Source organism: Tardiphaga sp. GW822-FHT04G09, from assembly GCF_058800725.1.
Genome location: NZ_JBXAMO010000033.1, coordinates 15,888 through 37,826, shown reverse-complemented (window position 1 = coordinate 37,826; position 21,939 = coordinate 15,888). Strand labels below are relative to the sequence as shown.

The window sequence follows — 21,939 nt, the reverse complement described above, 5'->3', positions numbered from 1 at the left end:
TTACACGCGTTCGATGATGGTGGCGGTGCCCATGCCGCCGCCGATGCAGAGGGTGACGAGGGCCGTCGATTTGTTGGTGCGCTCGAGTTCATCCAGCACGGTGCCAAGGATCATCGCACCGGTGGCGCCGAGCGGATGGCCCATGGCAATGGCGCCGCCGCAGACATTGATTTTCTCATTGTCGATCTCGAACGCCTGGATGAAGCGCAGCACCACCGAGGCGAAGGCTTCGTTGAGCTCGAACAGATCGATGTCCGACAGCTTCATGCCGGAACGTTCCAGCACCTTCTTGGTGACGTCCACCGGACCGGTGAGCATCATCGCCGGCTCGGAGCCGATATTGGCGAAGGCGCGGATCTTCGCGCGGGGCTTGAGGCCGGCCTTCTTGCCAGCTTCCGCGCTGCCGAGCAGCACGGCGGCAGCGCCGTCGACGATGCCCGACGAATTACCGGCGTGATGAACGTAATTCACGCCTTCGATTTCCGGATGCGACTGGATCGCCACCGCATCGAAGCCGCCCATCTGGGCCATGGTCACGAAGGACGGCTGCAGCGCCGCCAGCGACTGCATCGTGGTGGACGGACGCATATGCTCGTCCTTGGCCAGAATGGTCAGGCCGTTGATGTCCTTGACCGGGATCACCGAATTCTTGAAGCGGCCTTCGTCCCAGGCCTTGGCAGCGCGCTGCTGGCTCTGCACGGCGTAGGCATCGACGTCGTCCCGCGAGAAACCGTATTTGGTCGCGATCAGATCGGCCGATACGCCCTGCGGCATGAAATAGGCGGGGACGGCGATCGACGGATCGACCGGCCAGGCGCCGCCGGACGCGCCGATACCGACGCGGCTCATGGATTCAGCGCCGCCGCCAATGGTCATGGCGTGCTGGCCCGACATCACCTGCGCCGCCGCGAAGTTCACCGCATCGAGGCCAGAGGCGCAGAAGCGGTTGATCTGGATGCCCGGGACGTCGTTGCCGTAGCCGGCTGACAGCGCCGCCATGCGCGCGATATCGCCGCCGGCTTCGCCGACCGGATCGACCACGCCCAGGATGACATCGTCGATGGTGCCCGGCTGCAGGTTGTTGCGCTCTTTCAGAGCCTTCAGTGGCGCAGTGGCGAGCGCCAGTGCGGTCACCTCATGCAGCGAGCCATCGGCCTTGCCGCGGCCGCGCGGCGTGCGAACGTGATCGTAGATATATGCCTCGGGCATGGTGTCTCCCTTTGAGTGGCCGTGTTGTTCGAATTTCGAAGTAATCGTCATGGCCGGGGCCGGCCATCCACGTCTCGCCATTGGCATGTAAAGACGTGGATGCCCGGCACAAGGCCGGGCATGGCGGTGTATGAGTCGGCTAGAACGCTTCCGCCGGAAGCTCCATCGTCGTCGCGGCACCCGTCTGGAGGCGCGCGAGATGGAGGGCGGTTTCGGGCAGCATCCGCTCCATGAAGAAGCGGCCGGTGACGAGCTTGGTGGTCAGATAGGGCGTTGCGCCATCAGCGGCAATCTTGTCCTGCGCCACCTTGGCCATCTTCGCCCACATATAGGCGAAGGCCGTGAGACCGAACAGTTGCATGTAATCGGTGGCGCCGGCACCGGCATTGTCGGGCTTCGCCATCGCATTGTTCATCAGCCACATGGTCGCCTGCTGCAGATGACCGAGCGCATTCGAGAGCGGATCGATGTAAGGCTTCATCGCCTCGTCGCCGCCATGTTCCTTGGCGAAGGCTGCAACCTCGCCGAAGAACGCCATGGCGGCACGACCACCATCACGCGGCAGCTTGCGGCCGACGAGATCGAGCGCCTGGATGCCGTTGGCACCTTCATAGATCATGGCAATGCGCGCATCGCGGACGAACTGTTCCATGCCCCATTCGGCGATATAACCGTGGCCACCGAACATCTGCTGCGCGGAGACTGCATTGGCAAAGCCGCCATCGGTGAGCACGCCCTTCAGCACCGGGGTCATCAGGCCCATGTGATCGTCGGCGGCCTGACGCTCTTTCGGATCGTCGGAGCGATGTGCGACGTCGCTCTTCAGCGCGGTCCACACCACCATCGCGCGGGCGGCTTCGTTGAAGGCCCGGATGGTCAGCAGCGTGCGGCGCACATCGGGATGCACCATGATCGAATCGGCGGGCTTCTCCGGCGACTTCGGGCCGGTCAGCGAGCGGCCCTGCAGGCGGTCCTTCGCATAGGCGACCGCGTTCTGATAGGCGACTTCGGACTGCGCGAGGCCCTGCACGGCCACGCCGAGGCGGGCTTCGTTCATCATCACGAACATGCCCTGCATGCCCTTGTTCTCTTCGCCGATCAGCCAGCCGGTGGCGCCATCGTAATTCATCACACAGGTCGAATTGCCGTGAATGCCCATCTTGTGCTCGATCGAGCCGCACATCACGCCGTTGCGTGCGCCGATCGATCCATCGGCATTGACCAGGAACTTCGGCACAACGAACAGCGACACGCCCTTGATGCCGGCCGGTGCGCCCTCGATGCGGGCCAGCACCAGATGGATGATATTGTCAGCGAGATCGTGCTCACCGGCCGAGATGAAAATCTTGGTGCCGGAGATCTTGTAACTGCCGTCGGCCTGCGGCGCGGCCTTGGTGCGCAACAGACCCAGATCCGTGCCGCAATGCGGTTCGGTGAGGTTCATGGTGCCGGTCCATTCGCCGGCGACCATCTTCGGCAGGAACATCGCCTTCTGCTCGGGCTTGCCGTGCACGATGAGTGCTGCGGTCGCGCCCATGGTGAGGCCGCCATACATCGAGAACGCCATATTGGCGGAGATCTGGAATTCGGCGACGGTCTGCGACAGCGTCACCGGCAGGCCCTGGCCGCCGAATTCAGCGGGAGCCGAGAGGCCGAGCCAGCCGCCTTCGGCGACCTGCTTGTAGGCTTCCTTGAAGCCTTTCGGCGTGGTCACGCTGCCGTCGTCGTTGCGCTTGCAGCCTTCGAGATCGCCGACGCGATTCAGCGGCTGCAGCACTTCTTCGCTGAGCTTGGCGGCTTCGCCCAGAATCGCCTCGCGCACATCGGCAGACGCGTCAGCAAAGCCGGGCAGATTGTTGTAGCGATCGAACTGAAACACGTCGTTGAGCAGGAAGCCGACGTCTTCGAGCGGGGCTTTGTAGCTGGGCATGGAATTCTCTCGGTTTGAATTCGATTGATCGGATGATACGGCGCCGCCGTGTCAGATTTACGCAATTGTTATCGGAGATGAAGCAGGCAGCTGGCGGCTCATTGCCGCGCCAATTCCTCGCCCATCAACCGGTGCAGCAGGTTGATGGCCTTGAGCGGCCTGACCATCACCTTGAAATGGGTAATGCGCCCATCATCGGCGAAGGTGATCATGTCGACGCCATTGATCTTGATCCCGTCGATCTCGTTCTCGAATTCGAGCACCGCGCCGTTGTCGCTGCGCCATTCGCCTTTGTAAGCGAAGCCGGGGCCACCCAGCACTTTCTCTGCAGTCGTCAGATACTTGAATACGATCTCACGGCCCCGCTGCGGCGCATGCACGACCGGGCTTTCGAACACGGCATCCGGATGCAGCAGGTCCCACAGCACGGCCCGATCATGAGACCGCATGAAGCTGTACCATCTATCGAGGCCGGTCATGCTCATCGGCTTCCCTCCCGCATCGGGCACTGTTCGGCCAGCGCCACTCCATACACTTCTGCATGGACGTTAGCGCCAGAGCGTGGATTTCGTCAATACACATGTGTATGGTCGAGAAATGGATGACCAACTGACCAAGGACCGCCTGACGCGCTCGGCCTGGCTCGACCACGGGCTGAGGATCCTCGCGCGGCAGGGCGCCGACGCGCTGAAGGTCGGTGCGCTAGCCAGCGGCCTGAACGTGTCGCGCGGCAGTTTCTATTGGCATTTCAAGGATATATCTGAATTTCGACTGCAGCTTCTGCAGCGTTGGCAGGAGCGGACAACCGATCAGGTCATCGAAGGGATCGATGCCTCGGTCGCCGGCGCCGCGCGCCTGACGCACCTGATGAAACTCGCCTTCAACGAAGACCGCAGCCTGGACCGTGCCATCCGCGCCATGGCCTCGACCGATGCGGACGTCGCCCAAATGGTCGCCTCGGTGGACGCCAGGCGCGTTGGCTATATGGCGAAATGGCTGATTGAAGCCGGGGTGGAAAGCCAGCGGGCGCTTCCGCGCGCCGAGTTCCTGTATTGGGCCTATATCGGGCAATCCGCGGTGATGGACCCGCGCCATAGCGCCATCACCGAACAGGATGTCGACGATTTGAGTGCGCTGTTTACGCGCTGACGCCAGAGCCAGCGACATCCGATCCTAGCTGCAAATCGGCGCAAGTGTATCAGCGAGTTAACTTTTAAGGCCCGCTCGGCCTGATCCTTAACCCGTTATTTACCCTAACCCTGAAAAGTCCGGATCAGAGGCAGACGACCCGCGCCCGTTACGATTGTCTTCACGATGGGACGCGCGGGGGAGGCTGCAGGCGCTGGTGGCGTCAAGCTCGGAACCGGACCAAAGCATGAATTCGCGCGTATCGTGGAGTGTTGACGGGATTGAGCCATCGGTCCGCGAGCGGGCCGAAGCTGCGGCGCGCCGTGCCGGCATGTCGCTGGGCGACTGGCTGAACTCGACCATCGGCGAAGCTCCCGCGCGCTTCAACTCGCCCAACGCACACCCTCGCGATCAGGAACGCCCCCTCACCCCGCGTGCGGCCCTGCCGCAACGCGACGCAGCCGATGTCGTCGAAATCCACGAGCGGCTCGACGCCATTGCCCGGCAGATCGAACTGTTCTCGAAGTCTGCGCCGCGCAGCAGCGAGCCCGGCGTTGCGCGACAGCTCAATGATGCGATCTCGCGGCTCGATGCGCGCCTGTCGCAGATCAGCGAGCCCGCCCACCGTCAGCCACAGATGCCGCCGCAGCAGCCGCGCATCGATATGGTCGAGCGCGCCGCCAATCAGGTCTATAGCGCTTCGCCGCCGATCGATCCGTTCTCGCTGGATTTCGCCATCGCCGAGATCGCCGCCCGCCAGGGCGAACTCGACGGCACGCCGCGCATGGCCCCGCGCAACGCGCCGCCAATCGCACCGTCATTCGTGCAGCCGCCTTACGCACAAGCTGCCGTGCCGCCGCAGAGCTTCATGCCGGATATGTCCGGCCTGGAGCGGCAACTGTTCCAGATCACGACCAAGATCGATGCGCTGCAGCGCCCGGACAACAATATCGAGCAATCGATTGCGGCCTTCCGCGGCGAGCTTGCCGAGATCCGCAATGTCATCACCGAAGCGATGCCGCGTCGCGCCATCGAGTCGATCGAGAACGAGATCCGCGAACTCGGCCGCCGCATCGACGACACCCGCCATAGCGGTATCGACGGCGGCGTGCTGGCCAATCTTGAACGCGCCCTCGCCGACATCCACAAGACGCTGACCACGCTCACGCCGGCCGAACAGCTCGCCGGCTTCGACGAAGCGATCCGCAATCTCGGTGGCAAGATCGACTTGATCGTGCGCTCGAGCAACGATCCCGACACCATGGAGCAGCTGCAGGGCGCTATCGCCGCGCTGCGCGCCATCGTTTCCAACGTTGCCTCCAACGAAGCGCTCGGCCGTCTCAGCGACGACCTGCAGACGCTGTCGTCCAAGGTCGATCAGCTCGCCCGCGCCGACAACAGCGATTCCTTTGCCGCGCTCGAGGCGCGCATCATGACGCTGACGGCAGCGCTGGAAAATCGCGAGCGCCCGGCCGTCACGGCGAGCTCCGATCATCTGGAAACGGCATTGCAGGCGCTGTCGGAGCGTCTCGACCATATGCCGGTGGGCAATGACTCGTCGTCGGCCTTCGCGCATCTTGAACAGCGCGTCTCCTATCTGCTCGAGCGGATGGAAAGCATCACCGATACGCGCGGCAACAATCTCGGCCGCGTCGAAGACGGGCTGCAGGACATCCTGCGCCATCTCGAGCGCCAGCAGTCGATGTTCGCGGCGCTGGACAATCCGCGCAGCAAAGCACCATCGGTGGATCCGGGCCTGGTCGACACGATCAAGCGCGAACTCTCCGACATGCGCTTCAGCCAGTCGGAAACCGATCGCCACACCCAGGATTCGCTCGAAGTCGTACATTCGACGCTCGGCCATGTGGTCGATCGCCTCGCCCGGATCGAAGGCGATCTGCGCGCGGTCAGCGCTGCACCGGCGAAGCAAGCCGCGCCCATCGCGACACCCGCCCCGACTCCGCGCCCTGCCGCCACCGCGGCCGCCGCCTCAGTGCCCGCTCCGCCGCGTCCGCAAATTCCGAACCCGGTGAAGGCGCAGGCTGTGCCGCCGCAGGTCGAGGTACGTCCGCCGCAGGTTCATTTCGATGCCGCACCGCGCGACTTCGCAGCGACCGCGATTTCGCACGAACCGGCATCGGCCTTCCCGATGCCGAAGGCGATCAGCGACATTCTCGATCCGCCGCCCGCGGCAAAACCTGTCGCGCAGCCGTCAACCGTCGCAGAGCGTCCCTCGCCGCGCCCGATGGTCGACACGGCGTTGCCGCCGGATCATCCGCTCGAACCCGGCACGCGTCCGCAGGGTCGCGGCGGATCGCCATCCGAGCGCATCGCCGCGTCGGAAGAAGCGATCAGCGAAATCGCGGTCGATGCGCCTGAACAGGCGACAGCATCGAGCTTCATCGCTGCCGCACGTCGCGCCGCGCAGGCCGCCGCTGCAACCGGCAACGACAAGTCCAAAGGCGACAGATCAAGGGCGGCCAAACTCGCACCCCAACTTGCCGACAGCGACAAGTCGTCCGCCACCATCGGTTCGAAGATCCGCTCGCTGCTGGTCGGCGCCAGCGTGATCGTGATCGTGCTCGGTTCGTTCAAGATGGCGATGACGCTGCTGGACAGCGGTTCGCCGGCGCCGATGGCAGAAAACATTCACTCCGCACCGCCGTTGCAGCTGAATGCGCCCGAACCGGCGGAAATTCAGAGTAAACCCGTCGCGCCCGTGCCGGCTGCGCCGTCGATGACCTCACCGACCCCGATCGGCCAGCAGTCGCTGATCGCCCCGCCCGCCGCCGTCGAGCCGGTGCCGCAGGCAGCGCCCGTGCCCTATGTGTCGCCCGATGTGACCGGCAGCATTGCTGCACCGCTGGCCAGTGCCACCGGACCGGTGCTGCCGTCCAGCGGTCAGAAGATCACCACCGTTCCGATCCCCGCCGGCGAGCGCCTGCCCGAAACCATCGGCAGCGCCGCGCTGCGCAATGCGGCTCTCAAGGGCGACGCCTCTGCCGCATTCGAAATCGGCGTCCGCTATGCCGAGGGCAAGGGCGTGGCGCAGAACTACGACGAAGCCGCCAAGTGGTATGACCGCGCGGCCCAGGCCAATGTGGTGCCGGCAATGTTCCGCCTGGGTACGCTGTTCGAGAAGGGGCTCGGCGCGAAGAAGGATCTCGACGTCGCCCGCCGCTATTACGTGCTGGCCGCCGACCGCGGCAACGCCAAGGCGATGCACAATCTCGCCGTTCTCGACGCCGATGGCGGCACCAAGGGCGCCAATTACAAGAGTGCGTCGTACTGGTTCCGGAAGGCTGCCGAACGCGGCGTCGCCGACAGCCAGTTCAATCTCGGCATTCTCTATGCCCGCGGCATCGGCGTCGAACAGAACCTCGCCGAGAGCTTCAAGTGGTTCAGCCTCGCCGCCGCCCAGGGCGACGCCGATGCCGGCCGCAAGCGCGACGACATTGCCAAGCGCCTGGACCCGCAGTCGCTGGCCGCTGCGAAGCTGGCGATCCAGACTTTTGCACCGGAAGGCCAGCCCGAAGACGCCATCAATGTCGCGACTCCGGCCGACGGCTGGGATGCGTCGCCGGCGCAGGCCGGAGCGAAAGCTGCGATGGGCAAGCGCGCCGCGCGCTAGGCCAGATTTCTTGACCGCCGGATCGAACCAGCGGTCTTATTTCCTCAACAAACCTTCATCAGACTCGATGCGGTGAAGCGCGCGTCGGGCTGGGCTGAACTGCGAGGAAACTGGTTTGCCTTTTCGGAATGACGACGCACACGGCCGTGCAGAACGCCCGTCGGGACTCCCCACCGTTAACCCCTGGGCCACACGCCCTGCCGAACCGTCTGCCCCATCGCCCCCTCCGCCGCAGCTGCCGCCGGAGCCTCCGCGCAGCAAATGGTTCAGCTGGCCCTCGGTCGCATTCGCCATCGTGATTCTTGGCAGCATCGGCGCGCAGGCCTATCAGGAACTCTCCAAACCGGAAGCCTGGACCTATTGGAAGGACCTCTATGTCTCGCCGAGCATGGCATCTTCGGAGGTCGCAAGTCTCGATCCGGACAATTCGGGCCGGGGCCGTCCGGCGCTGGCGATCACGGGCGAGATCGGCCCGGCCACCGCAAGCTGGTTTCGCGAGAAGCTCGATGAAGCCAAGCTCGGCCCCGGCGATACCGTGCTGCTGTCATCTCCCGGCGGAAATGTCGGCCAGGCCATTATCATGGGCGAGATCATCCGTGCGCGCGGGCTGACTACAGCCGTGGGCACGGTGGATTCGGCGGGCCGGATCAAACCCTCCTACTGCGCCAGCGCCTGTGTGATGACCTATGCCGGCGGCAAGGTCCGCATCGGCGTCGAGGGCTCAAAGCTGGGCGTACACCGTTTCGTCGCACCCAAGCCGGGGGCAGACCCCACCGCATCGGCCCAGCGCACCATGGGCTATGTGCTCAGCTACATGACCAGGATGGGCGTCGCCTCGTCGGTGGTGGAAGCCATGTCGGCGACCGAGAAAATCCGGTGGCTCGGCAGCGGCGAGGCTTCCGCCATGAACCTCGTCACCGATCCCGCCAGGAAGTCGTGACGCCGCCGACAGGCGCCTGACCCAACAAAATTTACCACCTTGAAAGGTGCATGACCGGCAGGGGCAAAAAACCACGCCTTTGCCGGATTCTTTAATCCCATCAACGGATGATATCGTCTAAGACGGGACGCGGCTCGCGATCCGCGCCGTCTCCAGAACCACGCCATGAGCGGTTTCGGCCCAACTCAGGGCCAGAATTCCGAAGCGAACGCGCGTGCAACTGTATCTCCCGATTGCCGACCTTCCGATCAATGTGCTGCTCATCCTGGCGATGGGCGCTGCGGTCGGCTTCGTGTCCGGCATGTTCGGGATCGGCGGCGGTTTCCTGATGACACCACTGCTGATTTTCGTCGGCATCGCCCCCGCGGTTTCGGTCGCGTCAGTGGCGAGCCACATCGCGGCTTCGTCTTTTTCCGGCGCGCTGTCCTACTGGCGACGCCGCGCCATCGATCCTGCGCTTGCGACTGTGCTTCTGACCGGCGGCGTGATCGGCACGGCTCTCGGCGTGTGGACATTTACGCTGCTGCGCAATCTCGGCCAGCTCGACCTCACCATCTCGCTGTCCTATGTGATCCTGCTCACGGCCGTCGGCGGATTGATGTTCTGGGAGGGCCTGCGCGCGCTGCTGCGCATGCGGCGCGGTGATCCCGTGACCTTGCGCCGTTCCGGCAGCCATAGCTGGGTTCACGGCCTGCCGCTGAAGATGCGGTTCAAGCGCTCCAAGATCTATCTCTCGGTGATCCCGGTGATCGCTGTCGGTCTCCTGATCGGCTTCATCGGCGCCGTGATGGGCATCGGCGGCAGCTTCATCCTGATCCCGATCCTGATCTACTGGCTGCGCATCCCGACTTCGACTGTCATCGGCACATCCATGGTGCTGACACTGGTCACCATGGTGATCGCGACGTTGCTGCATGCCGTCACCAATCATCTGGTCGATGCGGTGCTCGCCCTCATCCTGATGGTCGGCGGTGTCACCGGCGCGCAATTCGGCGCACGCGCGGGACAAAAGATTCGCGGTGAACATCTGCGGTTGCTGCTCGGCCTGCTGATCCTGGCGGTCGGCGTCCGCTTCGCCGTGGAACTGGTGATCCGCCCCGCGGATCTGTTCACGATCCGCGAAACCGGAGGCGCCGCTCCATGATACGCGCGCTCCCGATCATCGCTGCACTTGGCATCGGAGCATTTGCCCCGGCCCACGCCGAGCAACTGATCGTCTCGGTCTCGAACCATCGCGTGACCGTGACGCCCAATTATGCCGGCGAGGAACTGGTGCTGTTCGGCGCTGTCGAGAAAGACGACAAGACACCGCCCGGCCGCAACAACTACAATCTCGTCGTCACCGTCAACGGACCGCGCACCGACCTCATGACCCGGCGCAAGGAGCGCCGTTTCGGCATCTGGATCAACACCGACTCGCGCCAGTTCCTGCAGGTGCCATCCTATCTCTCCGTGTTTTCCAATCGCCCGTTCGACGCCATTGCACCAGCCGACGTGCAACGCCGCCAACAGCTCGGGATCAATAACGTCCTGCTGACCCAGCGCGTCGGCACCGACTATGCCGACGTCGTGGCCACCGACCCGTTCCGCAGCGCCTTTGTGCGGCTGCGCAAGGAACATGGACTGTATCGCGAGGAGACCTCGGCGGTGACATTCCTGACCCCGACGCTGTTTCGAACCAGCATTCCCTTGCCCGCCGAAGTCCCCATCGGCACCTACGATGTCGAGATCAAACTGTTCGCCGATGGCGCGCTGATCTCGAAAGCAGAGACGGCGTTCGATATCGTCAAGGTCGGCTTCGAGCAGTTCGTCGCCAATGCCGCACGCAATTACGGCTTCATCTATGGACTGCTGACCGCAGCGATGGCGCTGATGTCGGGCTGGGCGGCTTCCATCGTGTTCAGGCGGGATTGAAAGCTCACAGACCGCAGGATGGGTTTCGCTTCGCTCTACCCATCCTACAGGAAGACACCTACGCCCATCGCCACGACGCTGAGCGCCATTGCTGCAGTCGACAGCCAACCGAGCCAGTGCAACGGGCCTTTGATGACAAAATCGCCCATCACATCCTTGCGGCGCGACATCACCATCAGCAGCACCATCACCGGAACGGCCAGCACACCGTTGATGACGGCGCTCCAGTAAAGCGCCGAGATCGGGTTGATCGAGGTGAAATTCAGCGCGATACCGATCGTCGCCGACAGTGCCAGCACACTGTAGAACGCCACGGCCTCGCGTGGCTTGCGATCGAGGCCGACGCGCCAGCGCTGTCCTTCGCCGACGGCATAGGCGGTGGAACCTGCAAGCACCGGGATCGCCAGCAGACCGGTGCCGACGATGCCCAGCGCAAAGATCCATTCCGCGAATACTCCGGCGACCGGACGCAAGGCTTCAGCCGCCTGCGCCGAGGTCTCGATATCGGTCTTGCCGGTGGCATTCAGCGTGGCCGCGGCCGTGATGATGATCGACAGCGCGATCAGGTTCGAAAATGCCATGCCGACGATGGTATCGGCGCGAATGCGGGAGAATTCCATGGCCGCGCCGAGCGGCTTTTCGATGAGCGGATCCTTGTCCGGATCGATGCGCTCGTCCTCCGCCTCTTGCGAGGCCTGCCAGAAGAATAGATACGGCGAAATCGTCGTTCCGAGGATGGCGACCACGGTGGTGAGATACGAGCCGCTCCAGGTCATCTGAGGCAGCAGGATGCCCGATATAGCTGCGCCCCAGTCGACCTTCACCACGGCAAGCGCGGCAACATAGGAGAACAGGCACAGCGTCAGCCACTTCAGCACCGAGACATAGCGCCTGTAGTCGAAGAAAATCTGCGCTCCCACCGAAAGCACCCCGAAAAGCACGACATAGACGATGCCGTGACCGCCAATGAGCAGCTTGGTAGCGTCGGCCATGGCGCCCAGATCGGCTGCGATGTTGATGGTGTTGGCGATGAACAGAAGCGACACGATGAGATGCAGCAGCGGCGCCGGATAATGCCGGCAGACATTCCCGGAAATGCCACGACCGGTCACGCTGCCGACGCGTCCGGAAATTTCCTGGATCGCGACCATCAGCGGAAAGGTCAACAGCATGGTCCAGCCGATGCCGTAGCCGAGCTGCGCCCCGGCCTGGCTATAGGTGCCAATGCCGGACGGATCGTCGTCGGAGGCGCCGGTGATCAGACCAGGGCCGAGACGTTTCAGAAAGCCCTTCGGGTCAGCAGCTTCTGCCTCCTGACCATCAAGCTTCACGCTGGACTGCTCCGACATCTGATCCCTGCCATCTCACCGCTTGGCAACGTGCCGTCGCAGCTAACGTTCCGAATCAGGAGCTGGCAATGGGCTAGATCAAGGTCCGCACACCCGGTTCGAGGATACGCAAACGCTCCCCGAAGCCCAGCGTGTCGAAAGATGCGCGCAGGTCGCCGGCGGTCTGTTTGAAATGCGCCCATCCATCGGTGTGCACCGGCACAATCGTCGCATCGGGAAACGCGCGCGCCGTCTCAATCGTGTCATTGGTATCCATGGTGAGATGAAATGGCCCGCGGGTTTGCGCCGCGCCGGCAAAGGGCAGCACAACGCCGGCCGGAAAACGCCGCGCGACCTCGGCCACGCCATCGAACCAGACGGTGTCGCCTGTAATGTAGATCGGTCTGATCCCCGGCGCGTTCGAGCTCAGCACAAATCCGATGACATCGCCTGATAGCGGCTCGATGCCGGCCGGCCCATGACGCGCCGGCGTCGCGGTGATCGTCAGCGATCGACCATCCTTGCTTGTAAGCTCGGTGCTGTCCCATGGCGCGAGACCTTCGACATCCCCACCGAGGCGCCCGGCGCCCGCAATGGTTGTCAGCGTGCGCGGCGCGTGGCGCAGGAAATCGCGCCCGGAATTATCAAGATTGTCGGAGTGCTGATCGTGACTGAGCAGCACCACGTCAACCGCACCGACTTGCGCAGCGGAGATCGCGGGGCCGACGAGCTTTTCCAGCGTGACATGCGGCAGCTTGTAAGCGCCCGGATGATCGAAGGTCGGATCGGTGAGCAACCGGAAGCCGTCGATTTCGATCAGCGCGGTGGGGCCGCCGATGAGGGTGATGGCGAGGGACATGAACTACTCCTGTCGCAGGGGTGCTGGTGAAGCGGCCGGTCTGGTGACGAGATAGATACCGAGGGCGACCGGGACGATCCCCAGGAGATCACGACCTTCAACATGCTCGCCGAGCACCATCCAGGCGAACAGCATGCCGAGGGGCGGCATCAGGAAGTGATAGGCGCTGGCAGCGGTGGCGCCGCAGGTCTTCAGGAGATGAAACCACAGCAGATAGCCGAGGATAGAACCACCCAGTGTCAGGAATGCAAACGAGCCGACCAGCCGCGCACTCGGCACGATCGCGCCAATATCGGAAAATGTGAGCGCCACCGGGATCAGCACCACGCCAGCCGCAAGATTCTGCACGCCGTTGCCGAGCCACAGGCTGCCCTTCGGTGCCAGCAGCTTGAACAGGATGGTCCCGGTCACGATGGACGCCAGCGATGCCAGCGTGAATATGATGCCCTGCGCGCTGTCGGTGCCGACCGATATGCGGTGCCATACGATCGAGGCGACGCCGGCGATGCCGAGCAAGAGCCCGGCAACCTTGCGTCCGGTGAGCGGCTCCTTCAGCAACAATGCCGCGAACACAGCCGTAAACACCGGGTTGGCGCTGACGACCAGGCCGCCGAGACCGGCGGAGATGGTTTGCAGGCCGGTATAGCCAAGGCCGAGATACAACGCGTTATTGGCGAGGCCGATGACGGCGTAGGCCGCGACATCGCGCCAGGACAGCGACCAGGCATCCCGGCGCAGGGCAGAAATGCCAAGGATCAGAACACCCGCAATCGAGAACCGCGCGGCGAGCAGAATGAGCGGCGGGCAATCGGTGACGGCGATCTTCCCTGCGACGAAGGAGAAACTCCAAAGCAGAGAGAAGATGCCGATATAGATCGGCAGCGGATTGAAGGCGGCACGGGGAACCGCGACTGACGGCGCGAGGGACATCGGAAATCTCCTTTGCCGCTGGTCTATGCGTCCGTCTTCTCATTTGGAAATTAAATGATACACTCGTTATCAGTTGAAAAACGAATGGAAAGCCGATGCTGGATCTCGAACTCCTGCGCAGCTTCGTCTCGGTGGTCGATGCTCGCGGCTTTACCCGCGCCAGCGAGCGCGTTCACCGCACCCAATCCACCGTCAGCCAGCAAATCAAGCGGCTGGAAGAGGATATCGGCCAGCCGCTGCTGAACCGGACCGGCAAGGACGTGACGCCGACCGAGGCCGGCGAGCGGCTCCTGTCCTATGCGCGACGGCTGCTGGCGCTGGCGGAGGAAGCCCGCGACGTGCTGGCCCGGCCGACCAATGAAGGCGCTGTCAGGCTGGGCATCCCCGAGGATTTTGCGGCCTATCGCCTGACCGAATTGCTGGCGAATTTTTCGCGGTCGCGGCCCGGCCTGCGGCTCGACGTGCGCGCCGACCAGAGCACGTATTTGCGCCGCGATCTCGAACGCGGCGAACTCGACCTGGCACTGTTCAAGCGCGCCGCCGGCGAGAAAGGTGGCATTGCGGTTTGGCCCGAGCGGATCCACTGGGTCACGAGCAAGGCGCATCCGATCGACCCCGCCATCCGGTCGGTCCCGCTGATCGGCTTTCCCGCCGGCTGCCTTTACCGGACCCGCGCGATCCATGCCATCGAGGCGGCAGGCCGCAGTTGGCACATGGCCTATACGAGCTCCGGCCTCGCCGGCATCCAGGCCGCGGTCGCCGCCGGACTTGGCCTCAGTATCCTGTCCGACATGGCTATCCAGCCTGACCATCGCATCCTGACGGCGAAAGAAGGCTTTGCGCCGATCGACCAGACCGAAGTGACGCTGATGGCCGCCCCCGACGCGAGCCCGGCAACGCTGCGGCTTGCCGACCACCTCGCCGAATTCTGCGATACGGTGCAGGCGAAGGCGGCGTAAGGCCGGATCTTTCTTTTAGATATTCGTCGGTTTGCAGGGCCATGAAGCCATGCTTCGGACACGAGCCTCAGGAGCCTTTCATGCCGACATCCAACGCTGTTACCGTTGAGACTCTGAGCCCCACATCGTTCGAACCCTTCGGGTGGGTGCTCGGCAAAACCGATCCGCTCAAAAAAGACGCGGTCGGTTTTCGAAGCCCGGCGAGCGATTTCTGGCACGAACACTTCTTTGATCCCGGCACGGGAGGCGACACCGAGGTCCTGTGGGTGGAATATCGCGACAACAGTCCGCTTGTCTCAAAGCTCGAAGTCCATCACCTGACCCAGCAGGCGGTCGTACCTCTCACGAAAGAGATCGTTCAGATCCTTTGTTTGAGTGACGCAAACCAGGAGCCGGACCTGTCGACCCTCCGCGCGTATCGCCTGTCTCCTGGCGTCGGAATCTGCATGCGTCCCGGCGTTTGGCACGCCACGCGCGCCGATGACGCAACGTGCCTGATGCTGACCCGTGGCTCTACGACCGGGGATCTCATCGACCATCTCGTCAACAGACAGCCCGCAAGGGAGTCTGCCATCCTGGAAACCCCGCAGGTTCGCCTTCTCCTGGACGGCTAGAATGTCGATGTACGAGATGCGCGAAATGTCGCTCTAGCAGCAGCGCGACGCTGCGATGGCGTGCATGCGGCGGTCGCCGAGCACATGGGCAACGAAACCGAGGGTCTGGAAGATTCGCGCGAATGCCGCATCGCGGATGTTGAGCCCGCCGGTATATGCGCCGAAGGCCGGCATCACTGCGCGGGTGCCGTCGCTCGCAAAACAACGACGTTCGACGGCGCGACCGCGCGTGCTGACGCGCGCCTTTGGATGCAGATGACCGGCAATCTCGCCTGCAGCACCGGTCGGTTCATGACGGAAGGTGATCGGGCCGATGGCCACTTCTTCAGCGACGGTGCCACCGAGATCAGGCGGCAATGCGGGATCGTGATTGCCGGATATCCAGACCCAGTCACGACGCAACTGCAATGCGGACAGCACCTCGCGATTGGCCGGTGACAGCCGCTCATGGGCGTCACGGTCGTGGAAACTGTCGCCGAGCGCAATCACGATGCGCGGATCGTGACGCGCGATCACGGCACCAAGGCGACCGAGTGTTGCGATCGTATCGTAGGGCGGCAGCAGCACGCCGCGATTGGCATAGCTCGATCCCTTTTCGAGATGCAAATCTGACACCACGAGCAGTTTCTGCTCGTCCCAGTACAAGGCGCCCGACAGGTCCGCAGCCAGCGTGACGCCGGCGATGCTGACGGTGCTCATATCGACGGTGATGATCGAATCGGCGTGCATGGCTCTTTTGTAGGATGGGTAGAGCAGTTGCGAAACCCATCAATATCGCGGAACTGCAGCATGGGTTTCGCTTCGCTCTACCCATCCTACTGTCCAGAGGCCTCCTTCACGAGTTCCTCGGCGGCCTCTGCCAGGAGCTCGTCCGACGCCTCGCCGTAGACCGCTTCACGGCCGATTTCCAGCATCACCGGGACCGCCAGCGGCGACACGCGGTCGAGTTCCCGATGAATGATACGACCCTGAATGCGCGTCAGCATGTCGCTTAATCGCCGAATGTCCAGCAATCCCGTCGCGGCGTCGGCGCGCGCTGCGCGCAGCAGCACGTGATCGGGCTGATGCTTGCGCAGCACGTCGTAGATCAGGTCCGTGGAGAACAGCACCTGACGGCGCGATTTCTCCTCGCCGGTGAAACGGGTATGGATAAGCCCCGAGATCACCGCGCAGGTGCGGAATGTCCGTTTCATCAGCGCGGATTCTGCGAGCCAGGCTTCGAGATCGTCGCCGAGCATGTCGGGATCGAACAAAGCGGCAAGATCGAGCCTGCCCTGCCGGATCATGTGGGACGTGTCGCCAAGGCCCCATATCGCCAGCGCATATTCATTGGCGACGAAACCCAGCGGCCGCGCCCGCGCGCGTTCCAGCCGCCGCGTCAGCAGCATGCCCAGCGTCTGATGCGCGAGGCGGCCTTCGAACGGATAGCAGACGAGGTAATGCTTGTCGGCGCGCGGGAACGTCTCCACCATCAATTCGCGCGTGCCGGGCACATGCGAGACATGGGCCTGCAGCGATAGCCATTCGCGGACCTGGTCGGGCAGACCCTTCCAGGCGCGCTTGTCGTCCAGCAACTTGCGCACGCGTTCGGCGAGGTAGGTCGAGAGCGGAAACTTGCCGCCCATATAGGACGGCACCTTGGCGTCCTTGTCATGGGCGCGCGAGACATAGACCTGATCCTCGACCAGCGATTCATAGCGCACGACTTCGCCGCCAAAAACAAAAGTGTCGCCGACCACGAGGCCTTCGATGAAGTATTCCTCGATCTGGCCGAGCATGCGTCCGCCGCGCGCGATCGCTCCGGTCGCGCCTTTGCCTTTTCCTTGCCCACTGCTGCGCGACCGCACCAGCCGCACCTTCAGCATCGTATCCTCGACGATGGTGCCGACATTCATGCGATACATCTGGCGCACCTTCGGATTGGTGACGCGCCATTTGCCCAAGGCGTCCTGCTTGATGCGGGCGAAACGTTCATAGATTTTCAGCGCATAGCCGCCGGACGCCACGAACTCCACGGTGTCGTCGAAGTCGACACGCGACAGTTCGGCATAAGGCGCCGCCGAGCGTACTTCGTCATACAGATCATCCGCGCGAAACGGTGCGCCGCAAGCGCAGCCGAGCACGTGCTGCGCCAGCACATCGAGCGAGCCGGTCCGCAACGGCGGCGTGTCCTGTGCATTCTCGGCAACGGCATCGATGGCGACACGACATTCCAGCACCTCAAAACGATTGGCCGGCACCAGCACGGCGCGCGAGGCTTCATCGATGCGGTGATTGGCGCGGCCGATCCGCTGCATCAGCCGCGACGCGCCCTTGGGAGCGCCGACATTGACAACGAGATCGACATCGCCCCAATCGACGCCAAGATCGAGCGACGAAGTACAGACCACACCACGCAATCTGCCGGCGGACATTGCGTCCTCGACCTTGCGGCGCTGCGCGACATCGAGCGAGCCGTGATGCAAGGCGATGGCGAGATTGTCGTCATTCATGCGCCAGAGATCCTGGAACAGCATCTCGGCCTGGCTGCGGGTATTGACGAAGACCAGAGTGGTCCTGTTGGCCTTGATGAGCTCGTAGATTTCGCCGAGCGCATGGCGCGCGGAATGGCCGGCCCAGGGCAACCGTTCCTTGGTGTCGAGCATCTCGACCACCGGCTCGGCCGCGCCGCCGGCGACAACGATATCGGCAGAGACGCTCTCGCCGACGGGCTGCGGCACGAGGAAGCGCGCCAGTGATTCCGGCTCGGCCACCGTCGCCGACAGGCCGATGGCCCGCATGTCAGGCGCCAGTTTCCACAGCCGGGCGAGACCGAGCGACAGCAAATCGCCGCGCTTCGAGGTCACCAGCGCGTGCAGCTCGTCGAGCACGACGCGCTTGAGCGATGAGAACAGAAACGGCGCATCGTCGGACGACAGCAGCAAGGCCAGCTGTTCCGGCGTGGTCAGCAGGATGTCCGGCGGATAACGCCGCTGCCGCGCGCGGCGCGACACTGGCGTGTCGCCGGTGCGGGTCTCGACCTTGATCGGGAGCTGCATCTCCGCGATCGGCGTTTCCAGATTGCGCGCGATATCGACGGCGAGGGCTTTCAGCGGGGAAATGTAGAGCGTGTGCAGGCCGCCGGTGCGACGGATATCGCGGCCCATCGACACTAGTGCGCTCTTTCCTTCTCCCCGCGCAGTCCGCGACGGATGAGGGGGAGTCTCGGGCGTCTCCGAAGTTTCAGTTTTAGGCTCACCCTCACCCGGATCGTCCGCTTTGCGGTCGATCCGACCTCTCCCCGCAAGCGGGGAGAGCTTAAGATGAGCCGCACTCAGTTCCACCAGCGTCGGCAGGAAGCCGGCCAGCGTCTTGCCCGCGCCGGTCGGCGCGATCAGCAATGCCGAGCGATCGTCGCGCGCCTTCTGCAGCAGCGCCAATTGATGTTCGCGCGGCGACCAGCCGCGCATGCCAAACCAGCGCAGGAAGTGATCGGGCAGCAGATCGGGTTTGGCGACGGATTTACGGGGCGGCACACGAGACAACTAGGCATTCACCACCGTCATTGCGAGGTCGGGAAAACTGGCTTGCCAGCTTTCCCGGGTCTCGCATGACGGAGAGGCCGGCGACGCTACTGCGTCACCGACTTATCGGAGATGATCCAGTCCTTGCCGTCGAACCGCTGGGTATAGAGAGTCGCCATCGGCACATAGTTGTCGTTGGTATAGCTGTAGCTCACCCCTGGCAGCATTTGCGGAGCGCGGAAGCCGTTGAGACCGATGGCCTGCTTCAGGACATTCGCGCGCGTGAGGTCATCGCCGCAGCGGCGCAGTATCTCGGCCATGGACACGGCCTGACCATAGCCGAAGAAGGCGATCGAGTTGTCGGCGGCGACCGTGGGCAGATATTTCGCGCGCAGTGCCTCAAAAGCCACGATGTCGGGATCCTTGGCATAAAGCGGCGAGCCGATATCCTTGCCATAGGCAATCGAGACGATTCCCTTGGCGTTTTCCAGCCCTGCCGCCTCCAGGATCGATCGGCCGGTGGAGCCCGCGGACAACAACTGCAGCGGCTTCCAGCCGAGCTCGACCACCTTGCGGATCGACTGCGACGTCGCCTTGCCGGTGGTGATGTTATAGAAAACATCGGCACCGGATTTGGCGAGATTGATCAGCTGCGAGTCGATCGTGGGATCGGTGAGATCGTAGGTCACCTCGGCGACCACCTTGGCTGTGCCGCCGGCTTTCGCGAGTTCATCCTTGAACGGTCCCAGGAAATCCCGACCGAAATCGTCGTTCTGATAGAGGATTCCCACTTTCGCATTCGGATTCATGCTGACGACATACTTGGCGAGAATGCGCGCCTCGGTCGGATACAGCGGCAGCCCGGCCATGGTCCATTTGTTGTTCTTCGGATCGTTCCACTTCGATGCGCCGGTGTTGAGCAGCAGTTGCGGCACGCCCTTGGAATTGAGATATTTATGTACGGCCGTCTGCGGCGCTGTACCGAGCGAGCCGTAGAGCGCAAGCACTTCATCCTGCTCGACAAGGCGACGCGTCGCCTCGACCGCCTTCGGCGCGCTGTAGGAATCGTCCATCGTGAGGAACTTGACCTTGCGGCCGTTGATGCCGCCCTTCTCGTTCAAACTCTGGAAATAGGCTTCGCCGACACGGCCGAGCACGCCATACAGCGAACCGGGGCCGCTATGCGGAATGGTTTGCCCGATCTTGATTTCAGTATCGCTGGCGCCTGGATCGTATTTCTTGTCGGCGGCGACAGCGGCCGTCACGGTCAGCGGCAACACGACGACGGCGACCCGCGCCGCAGACGCAAATAGTCCCTTGTTCATAGCGTTTTCTCCCTGATGATTTTGATCCGGCTCTTTGCGAGTCCGATTGGTCGTCACCATCCCCGGCGTGTCGCCGGGGATGGTCGTTACTTTAAAATACGCGCTTTACTGGCTGACAGGTTTGTCCGACAGATCCCAATCGGTGCCGTTGAAGGTGCCGACATAGAGCGCCTTGATGGTGGTGTAGTCGGTCGACGTGAAGCCGTAGGTGATGCCCGGCAGGAACACCGGCGCGCGATAGCCTTCCAGATTGGTGGCGTGCTTGAGCACGTTCTCGCGGGTGAGATCGTCGCCGCAGCGGCGCAGGATCTCCGCCATGGTCACGCCCTGCGAATAGCCCTGGAATGCGATGGTATTGTCGGGATCGACATTGGGCAGATACTTCTTGCGCAGCTCCTGGAAGGCGAGGACGTCCGGATCGTCCTTCCATTTCTCGCTGCCGACTTCCTTTGTATAAGTCATCGCAACGATGCCCTTGGCGTTCTCGGCGCCGGCGGCGTTGATGATCGAGCGGCCGCTCGAGGTCGATACCAGCAGATGCAGCGGCTTCCAGCCAAGCTCCGCAACCTTGCGGATCGACTGCGACGTCGCCTTGCCGGTTGAGATATTGAAGAACGTATCCGCGCCCGATTTGGCCAGATTGATCAGTTGCGAGTCGATGGTCGGGTCGGTGAGATCATAGGACGCTTCGGCAACGACCTTCGCGGAGCCGCCAGCTTCGGCCAGAATCTCCTTGAACGAATTCATGAAATCCTTTCCGAACTCGTCGTTCTGGTAAAGGATCGCGACCTTGGCGTTCGGCCTGGCCTGCATCAGGTAGCGCGCGATGATGCGGCCCTCGGTCGAATAGATCGGCAGACCCGGCGTGGTCCACTTGAACTCTTTCGGGTTATTCCAGCGCGAGGCGCCGGTGTTGAGCAGCAGTTGCGGGATCTTCTTGCTGTTGAGGAACTTCTGCACCGCCGACTGCGGCGCGGTGCCCAGCGAGCCGAACAGCGCCAGCACCTCGTCCTGCTCGGCAAGCCGGCGGGTAGCCTCGACGGCCTTCGGCGCGCTGTAGGCATCGTCCAGCGACATGAAATTGATCTTGCGGCCGTTAATGCCGCCCTTCTCGTTCAGCATCTGGAAATAGGCGGCCTGGGTCCGGCCGATCACGCCGTAAAGGGAACCGGCGCCGCTGTAGGGGATGGTCTGGCCGAGCTTGATCTCGGTATCGCTGGCACCGGGGTCATATTTCTTGTCCGCCGCAAAGGCCGAATGGGCCAGTATCGAGACAACTGCAGCGAGTGTTGCGGTCTTGAAGACGGACCTGTGACGTGAAGGCATCTGGTGTTTTCTCCCGAGACCCGCTTCTGCGGGTGCGTTTTTGTGACCCGCCGCCGCGTTGATCGCGGCTGTGCGGGCGTGCGACATCCTCTGCGGACGCGGCAGGGTTGGCAATCCCTTGCAGTTACAACAGGTTTTCCGCAGGGCGGGCTATCGACGGGGGCGTTAGTGCGCGGAAACGTGACGTAACACGCACCCGCGCAACAGTACCTAAACGCTTATTTAACTGGCTTTTTCCGGCTGAACTCTCTGCGGTTGCAATGTCGGGCAGTGTGGCCGCCCGGATACAGCCAACCCGGCACGACTCCCCTATTCTGACGGTTCAAATCTGAATTGGGGTCGA

General features: G+C 63.2%; 17 protein-coding genes. 7 read left to right on the top strand and 10 right to left on the bottom strand.

Annotation, left to right across the window (positions count from 1 at the left end):
- The 3 genes from AC1RLZ_RS30100 to AC1RLZ_RS30090 all read right to left on the bottom strand — a co-directional run bounded on the left by AC1RLZ_RS30100 (window position 1) and on the right by AC1RLZ_RS30090 (window position 3,624).
- Complete coding sequence (locus AC1RLZ_RS30100) at window positions 1-1,209, bottom strand: acetyl-CoA C-acetyltransferase (RefSeq protein ID WP_493191671.1); 1,209 nt, start codon at window positions 1,207-1,209, stop codon at window positions 1-3.
- A 139-nt stretch (window positions 1,210-1,348) separates the two neighbouring features.
- The gene (locus AC1RLZ_RS30095) at window positions 1,349-3,139 is read right to left on the bottom strand and encodes an acyl-CoA dehydrogenase C-terminal domain-containing protein (RefSeq protein ID WP_493191670.1); all 1,791 of its coding nucleotides are present in this window, start codon (window positions 3,137-3,139) and stop codon (window positions 1,349-1,351) included.
- 98 nt (window positions 3,140-3,237) lie between these two features.
- Window positions 3,238-3,624, bottom strand: coding sequence for a nuclear transport factor 2 family protein (locus AC1RLZ_RS30090; protein ID WP_493191669.1), 387 nt, complete (start codon window positions 3,622-3,624; stop codon window positions 3,238-3,240).
- Between the two features lie 112 nt (window positions 3,625-3,736).
- Between AC1RLZ_RS30090 and AC1RLZ_RS30085 the strand changes: the two genes are divergently transcribed.
- The 5 genes from AC1RLZ_RS30085 (at window position 3,737) to AC1RLZ_RS30065 (ending at window position 10,752) form a co-directional block, all read left to right on the top strand.
- Entirely contained in the window at window positions 3,737-4,288 is a 552-nt protein-coding gene (locus AC1RLZ_RS30085) for a TetR/AcrR family transcriptional regulator (protein ID WP_493191668.1), read from the top strand.
- Between the two features lie 226 nt (window positions 4,289-4,514).
- On the top strand, window positions 4,515-7,898 hold the full coding sequence (locus AC1RLZ_RS30080) for a hypothetical protein (protein ID WP_493191667.1): 3,384 nt from the start codon (window positions 4,515-4,517) through the stop codon (window positions 7,896-7,898).
- A gap of 295 nt (window positions 7,899-8,193) precedes the next feature.
- The gene (locus AC1RLZ_RS30075) at window positions 8,194-8,838 is read left to right on the top strand and encodes a COG3904 family protein (RefSeq protein WP_493191666.1); all 645 of its coding nucleotides are present in this window, start codon (window positions 8,194-8,196) and stop codon (window positions 8,836-8,838) included.
- A gap of 214 nt (window positions 8,839-9,052) precedes the next feature.
- Window positions 9,053-9,982 (top strand): sulfite exporter TauE/SafE family protein, encoded by a 930-nt coding sequence (locus tag AC1RLZ_RS30070; RefSeq protein WP_371425890.1) that lies wholly within the window; start codon window positions 9,053-9,055, stop codon window positions 9,980-9,982.
- Window positions 9,979-10,752, top strand: a complete 774-nt coding sequence (locus AC1RLZ_RS30065; RefSeq protein ID WP_493191665.1) for a TIGR02186 family protein — start codon at window positions 9,979-9,981, stop codon at window positions 10,750-10,752. Before AC1RLZ_RS30070 ends, AC1RLZ_RS30065 begins: the two co-directional genes overlap by 4 nt.
- Before the next feature lie 44 nt (window positions 10,753-10,796).
- Here the strand turns inward: AC1RLZ_RS30065 and AC1RLZ_RS30060 are convergent, their stop codons facing one another.
- The 3 genes from AC1RLZ_RS30060 to AC1RLZ_RS30050 all read right to left on the bottom strand — a co-directional run bounded on the left by AC1RLZ_RS30060 (window position 10,797) and on the right by AC1RLZ_RS30050 (window position 13,869).
- Entirely contained in the window at window positions 10,797-12,101 is a 1,305-nt protein-coding gene (locus tag AC1RLZ_RS30060; RefSeq protein WP_493191664.1) for an NRAMP family divalent metal transporter, read from the bottom strand.
- Between the two features lie 73 nt (window positions 12,102-12,174).
- A complete protein-coding gene (locus AC1RLZ_RS30055) occupies window positions 12,175-12,939 on the bottom strand; it encodes an MBL fold metallo-hydrolase (RefSeq protein WP_493191663.1) in 765 nt (254 codons plus the stop codon).
- A 3-nt stretch (window positions 12,940-12,942) separates the two neighbouring features.
- Window positions 12,943-13,869 carry a DMT family transporter gene (locus AC1RLZ_RS30050; RefSeq protein WP_493191662.1) on the bottom strand — a complete coding sequence of 309 codons (927 nt, stop codon included), beginning with the start codon at window positions 13,867-13,869 and terminating at the stop codon, window positions 12,943-12,945.
- Window positions 13,870-13,964: 95 nt separating this feature from the next.
- Between AC1RLZ_RS30050 and AC1RLZ_RS30045 the strand changes: the two genes are divergently transcribed.
- Window positions 13,965-14,828 carry a LysR substrate-binding domain-containing protein gene (locus AC1RLZ_RS30045; RefSeq protein WP_493191661.1) on the top strand — a complete coding sequence of 288 codons (864 nt, stop codon included), beginning with the start codon at window positions 13,965-13,967 and terminating at the stop codon, window positions 14,826-14,828.
- Window positions 14,829-14,908: 80 nt separating this feature from the next.
- Complete coding sequence (locus tag AC1RLZ_RS30040; RefSeq protein WP_493191660.1) at window positions 14,909-15,442, top strand: ureidoglycolate lyase; 534 nt, start codon at window positions 14,909-14,911, stop codon at window positions 15,440-15,442.
- Between the two features lie 33 nt (window positions 15,443-15,475).
- Here the strand turns inward: AC1RLZ_RS30040 and pdeM are convergent, their stop codons facing one another.
- The 4 genes from pdeM to AC1RLZ_RS30020 form a co-directional block, all read right to left on the bottom strand.
- The gene (gene pdeM / locus AC1RLZ_RS30035; protein WP_493191659.1) at window positions 15,476-16,171 is read right to left on the bottom strand and encodes a ligase-associated DNA damage response endonuclease PdeM; all 696 of its coding nucleotides are present in this window, start codon (window positions 16,169-16,171) and stop codon (window positions 15,476-15,478) included.
- 86 nt (window positions 16,172-16,257) lie between these two features.
- Window positions 16,258-18,957 (bottom strand): ligase-associated DNA damage response DEXH box helicase, encoded by a 2,700-nt coding sequence (locus tag AC1RLZ_RS30030; protein ID WP_493191679.1) that lies wholly within the window; start codon window positions 18,955-18,957, stop codon window positions 16,258-16,260.
- Between the two features lie 95 nt (window positions 18,958-19,052).
- Entirely contained in the window at window positions 19,053-20,270 is a 1,218-nt protein-coding gene (locus AC1RLZ_RS30025; RefSeq protein ID WP_371425874.1) for an ABC transporter substrate-binding protein, read from the bottom strand.
- A gap of 105 nt (window positions 20,271-20,375) precedes the next feature.
- A complete protein-coding gene (locus AC1RLZ_RS30020) occupies window positions 20,376-21,596 on the bottom strand; it encodes an ABC transporter substrate-binding protein (protein ID WP_371425872.1) in 1,221 nt (406 codons plus the stop codon).
- Between the last annotated feature and the right edge of the window lie 343 nt (window positions 21,597-21,939).

What these genes read in the sequence shown, in the direction of transcription:
- AC1RLZ_RS30040 (WP_493191660.1), top strand. Translation starts at nt 14,909, where the DNA reads ATGCCGACATCCAACGCTGTTACCGTTGAGACTCTGAGCCCCACATCG.
- AC1RLZ_RS30095 (WP_493191670.1), bottom strand. Translation starts at nt 3,139, where the DNA reads ATGCCCAGCTACAAAGCCCCGCTCGAAGACGTCGGCTTCCTGCTCAAC.
- pdeM (WP_493191659.1), bottom strand. Translation starts at nt 16,171, where the DNA reads ATGCACGCCGATTCGATCATCACCGTCGATATGAGCACCGTCAGCATC.
- AC1RLZ_RS30060 (WP_493191664.1), bottom strand. Translation starts at nt 12,101, where the DNA reads ATGTCGGAGCAGTCCAGCGTGAAGCTTGATGGTCAGGAGGCAGAAGCT.
- AC1RLZ_RS30055 (WP_493191663.1), bottom strand. Translation starts at nt 12,939, where the DNA reads ATGTCCCTCGCCATCACCCTCATCGGCGGCCCCACCGCGCTGATCGAA.
- AC1RLZ_RS30065 (WP_493191665.1), top strand. Translation starts at nt 9,979, where the DNA reads ATGATACGCGCGCTCCCGATCATCGCTGCACTTGGCATCGGAGCATTT.
- AC1RLZ_RS30045 (WP_493191661.1), top strand. Translation starts at nt 13,965, where the DNA reads ATGCTGGATCTCGAACTCCTGCGCAGCTTCGTCTCGGTGGTCGATGCT.
- AC1RLZ_RS30050 (WP_493191662.1), bottom strand. Translation starts at nt 13,869, where the DNA reads ATGTCCCTCGCGCCGTCAGTCGCGGTTCCCCGTGCCGCCTTCAATCCG.
- AC1RLZ_RS30100 (WP_493191671.1), bottom strand. Translation starts at nt 1,209, where the DNA reads ATGCCCGAGGCATATATCTACGATCACGTTCGCACGCCGCGCGGCCGC.
- AC1RLZ_RS30025 (WP_371425874.1), bottom strand. Translation starts at nt 20,270, where the DNA reads ATGAACAAGGGACTATTTGCGTCTGCGGCGCGGGTCGCCGTCGTCGTG.
- AC1RLZ_RS30020 (WP_371425872.1), bottom strand. Translation starts at nt 21,596, where the DNA reads ATGCCTTCACGTCACAGGTCCGTCTTCAAGACCGCAACACTCGCTGCA.
- AC1RLZ_RS30080 (WP_493191667.1), top strand. Translation starts at nt 4,515, where the DNA reads ATGAATTCGCGCGTATCGTGGAGTGTTGACGGGATTGAGCCATCGGTC.
- AC1RLZ_RS30090 (WP_493191669.1), bottom strand. Translation starts at nt 3,624, where the DNA reads ATGAGCATGACCGGCCTCGATAGATGGTACAGCTTCATGCGGTCTCAT.
- AC1RLZ_RS30085 (WP_493191668.1), top strand. Translation starts at nt 3,737, where the DNA reads ATGGATGACCAACTGACCAAGGACCGCCTGACGCGCTCGGCCTGGCTC.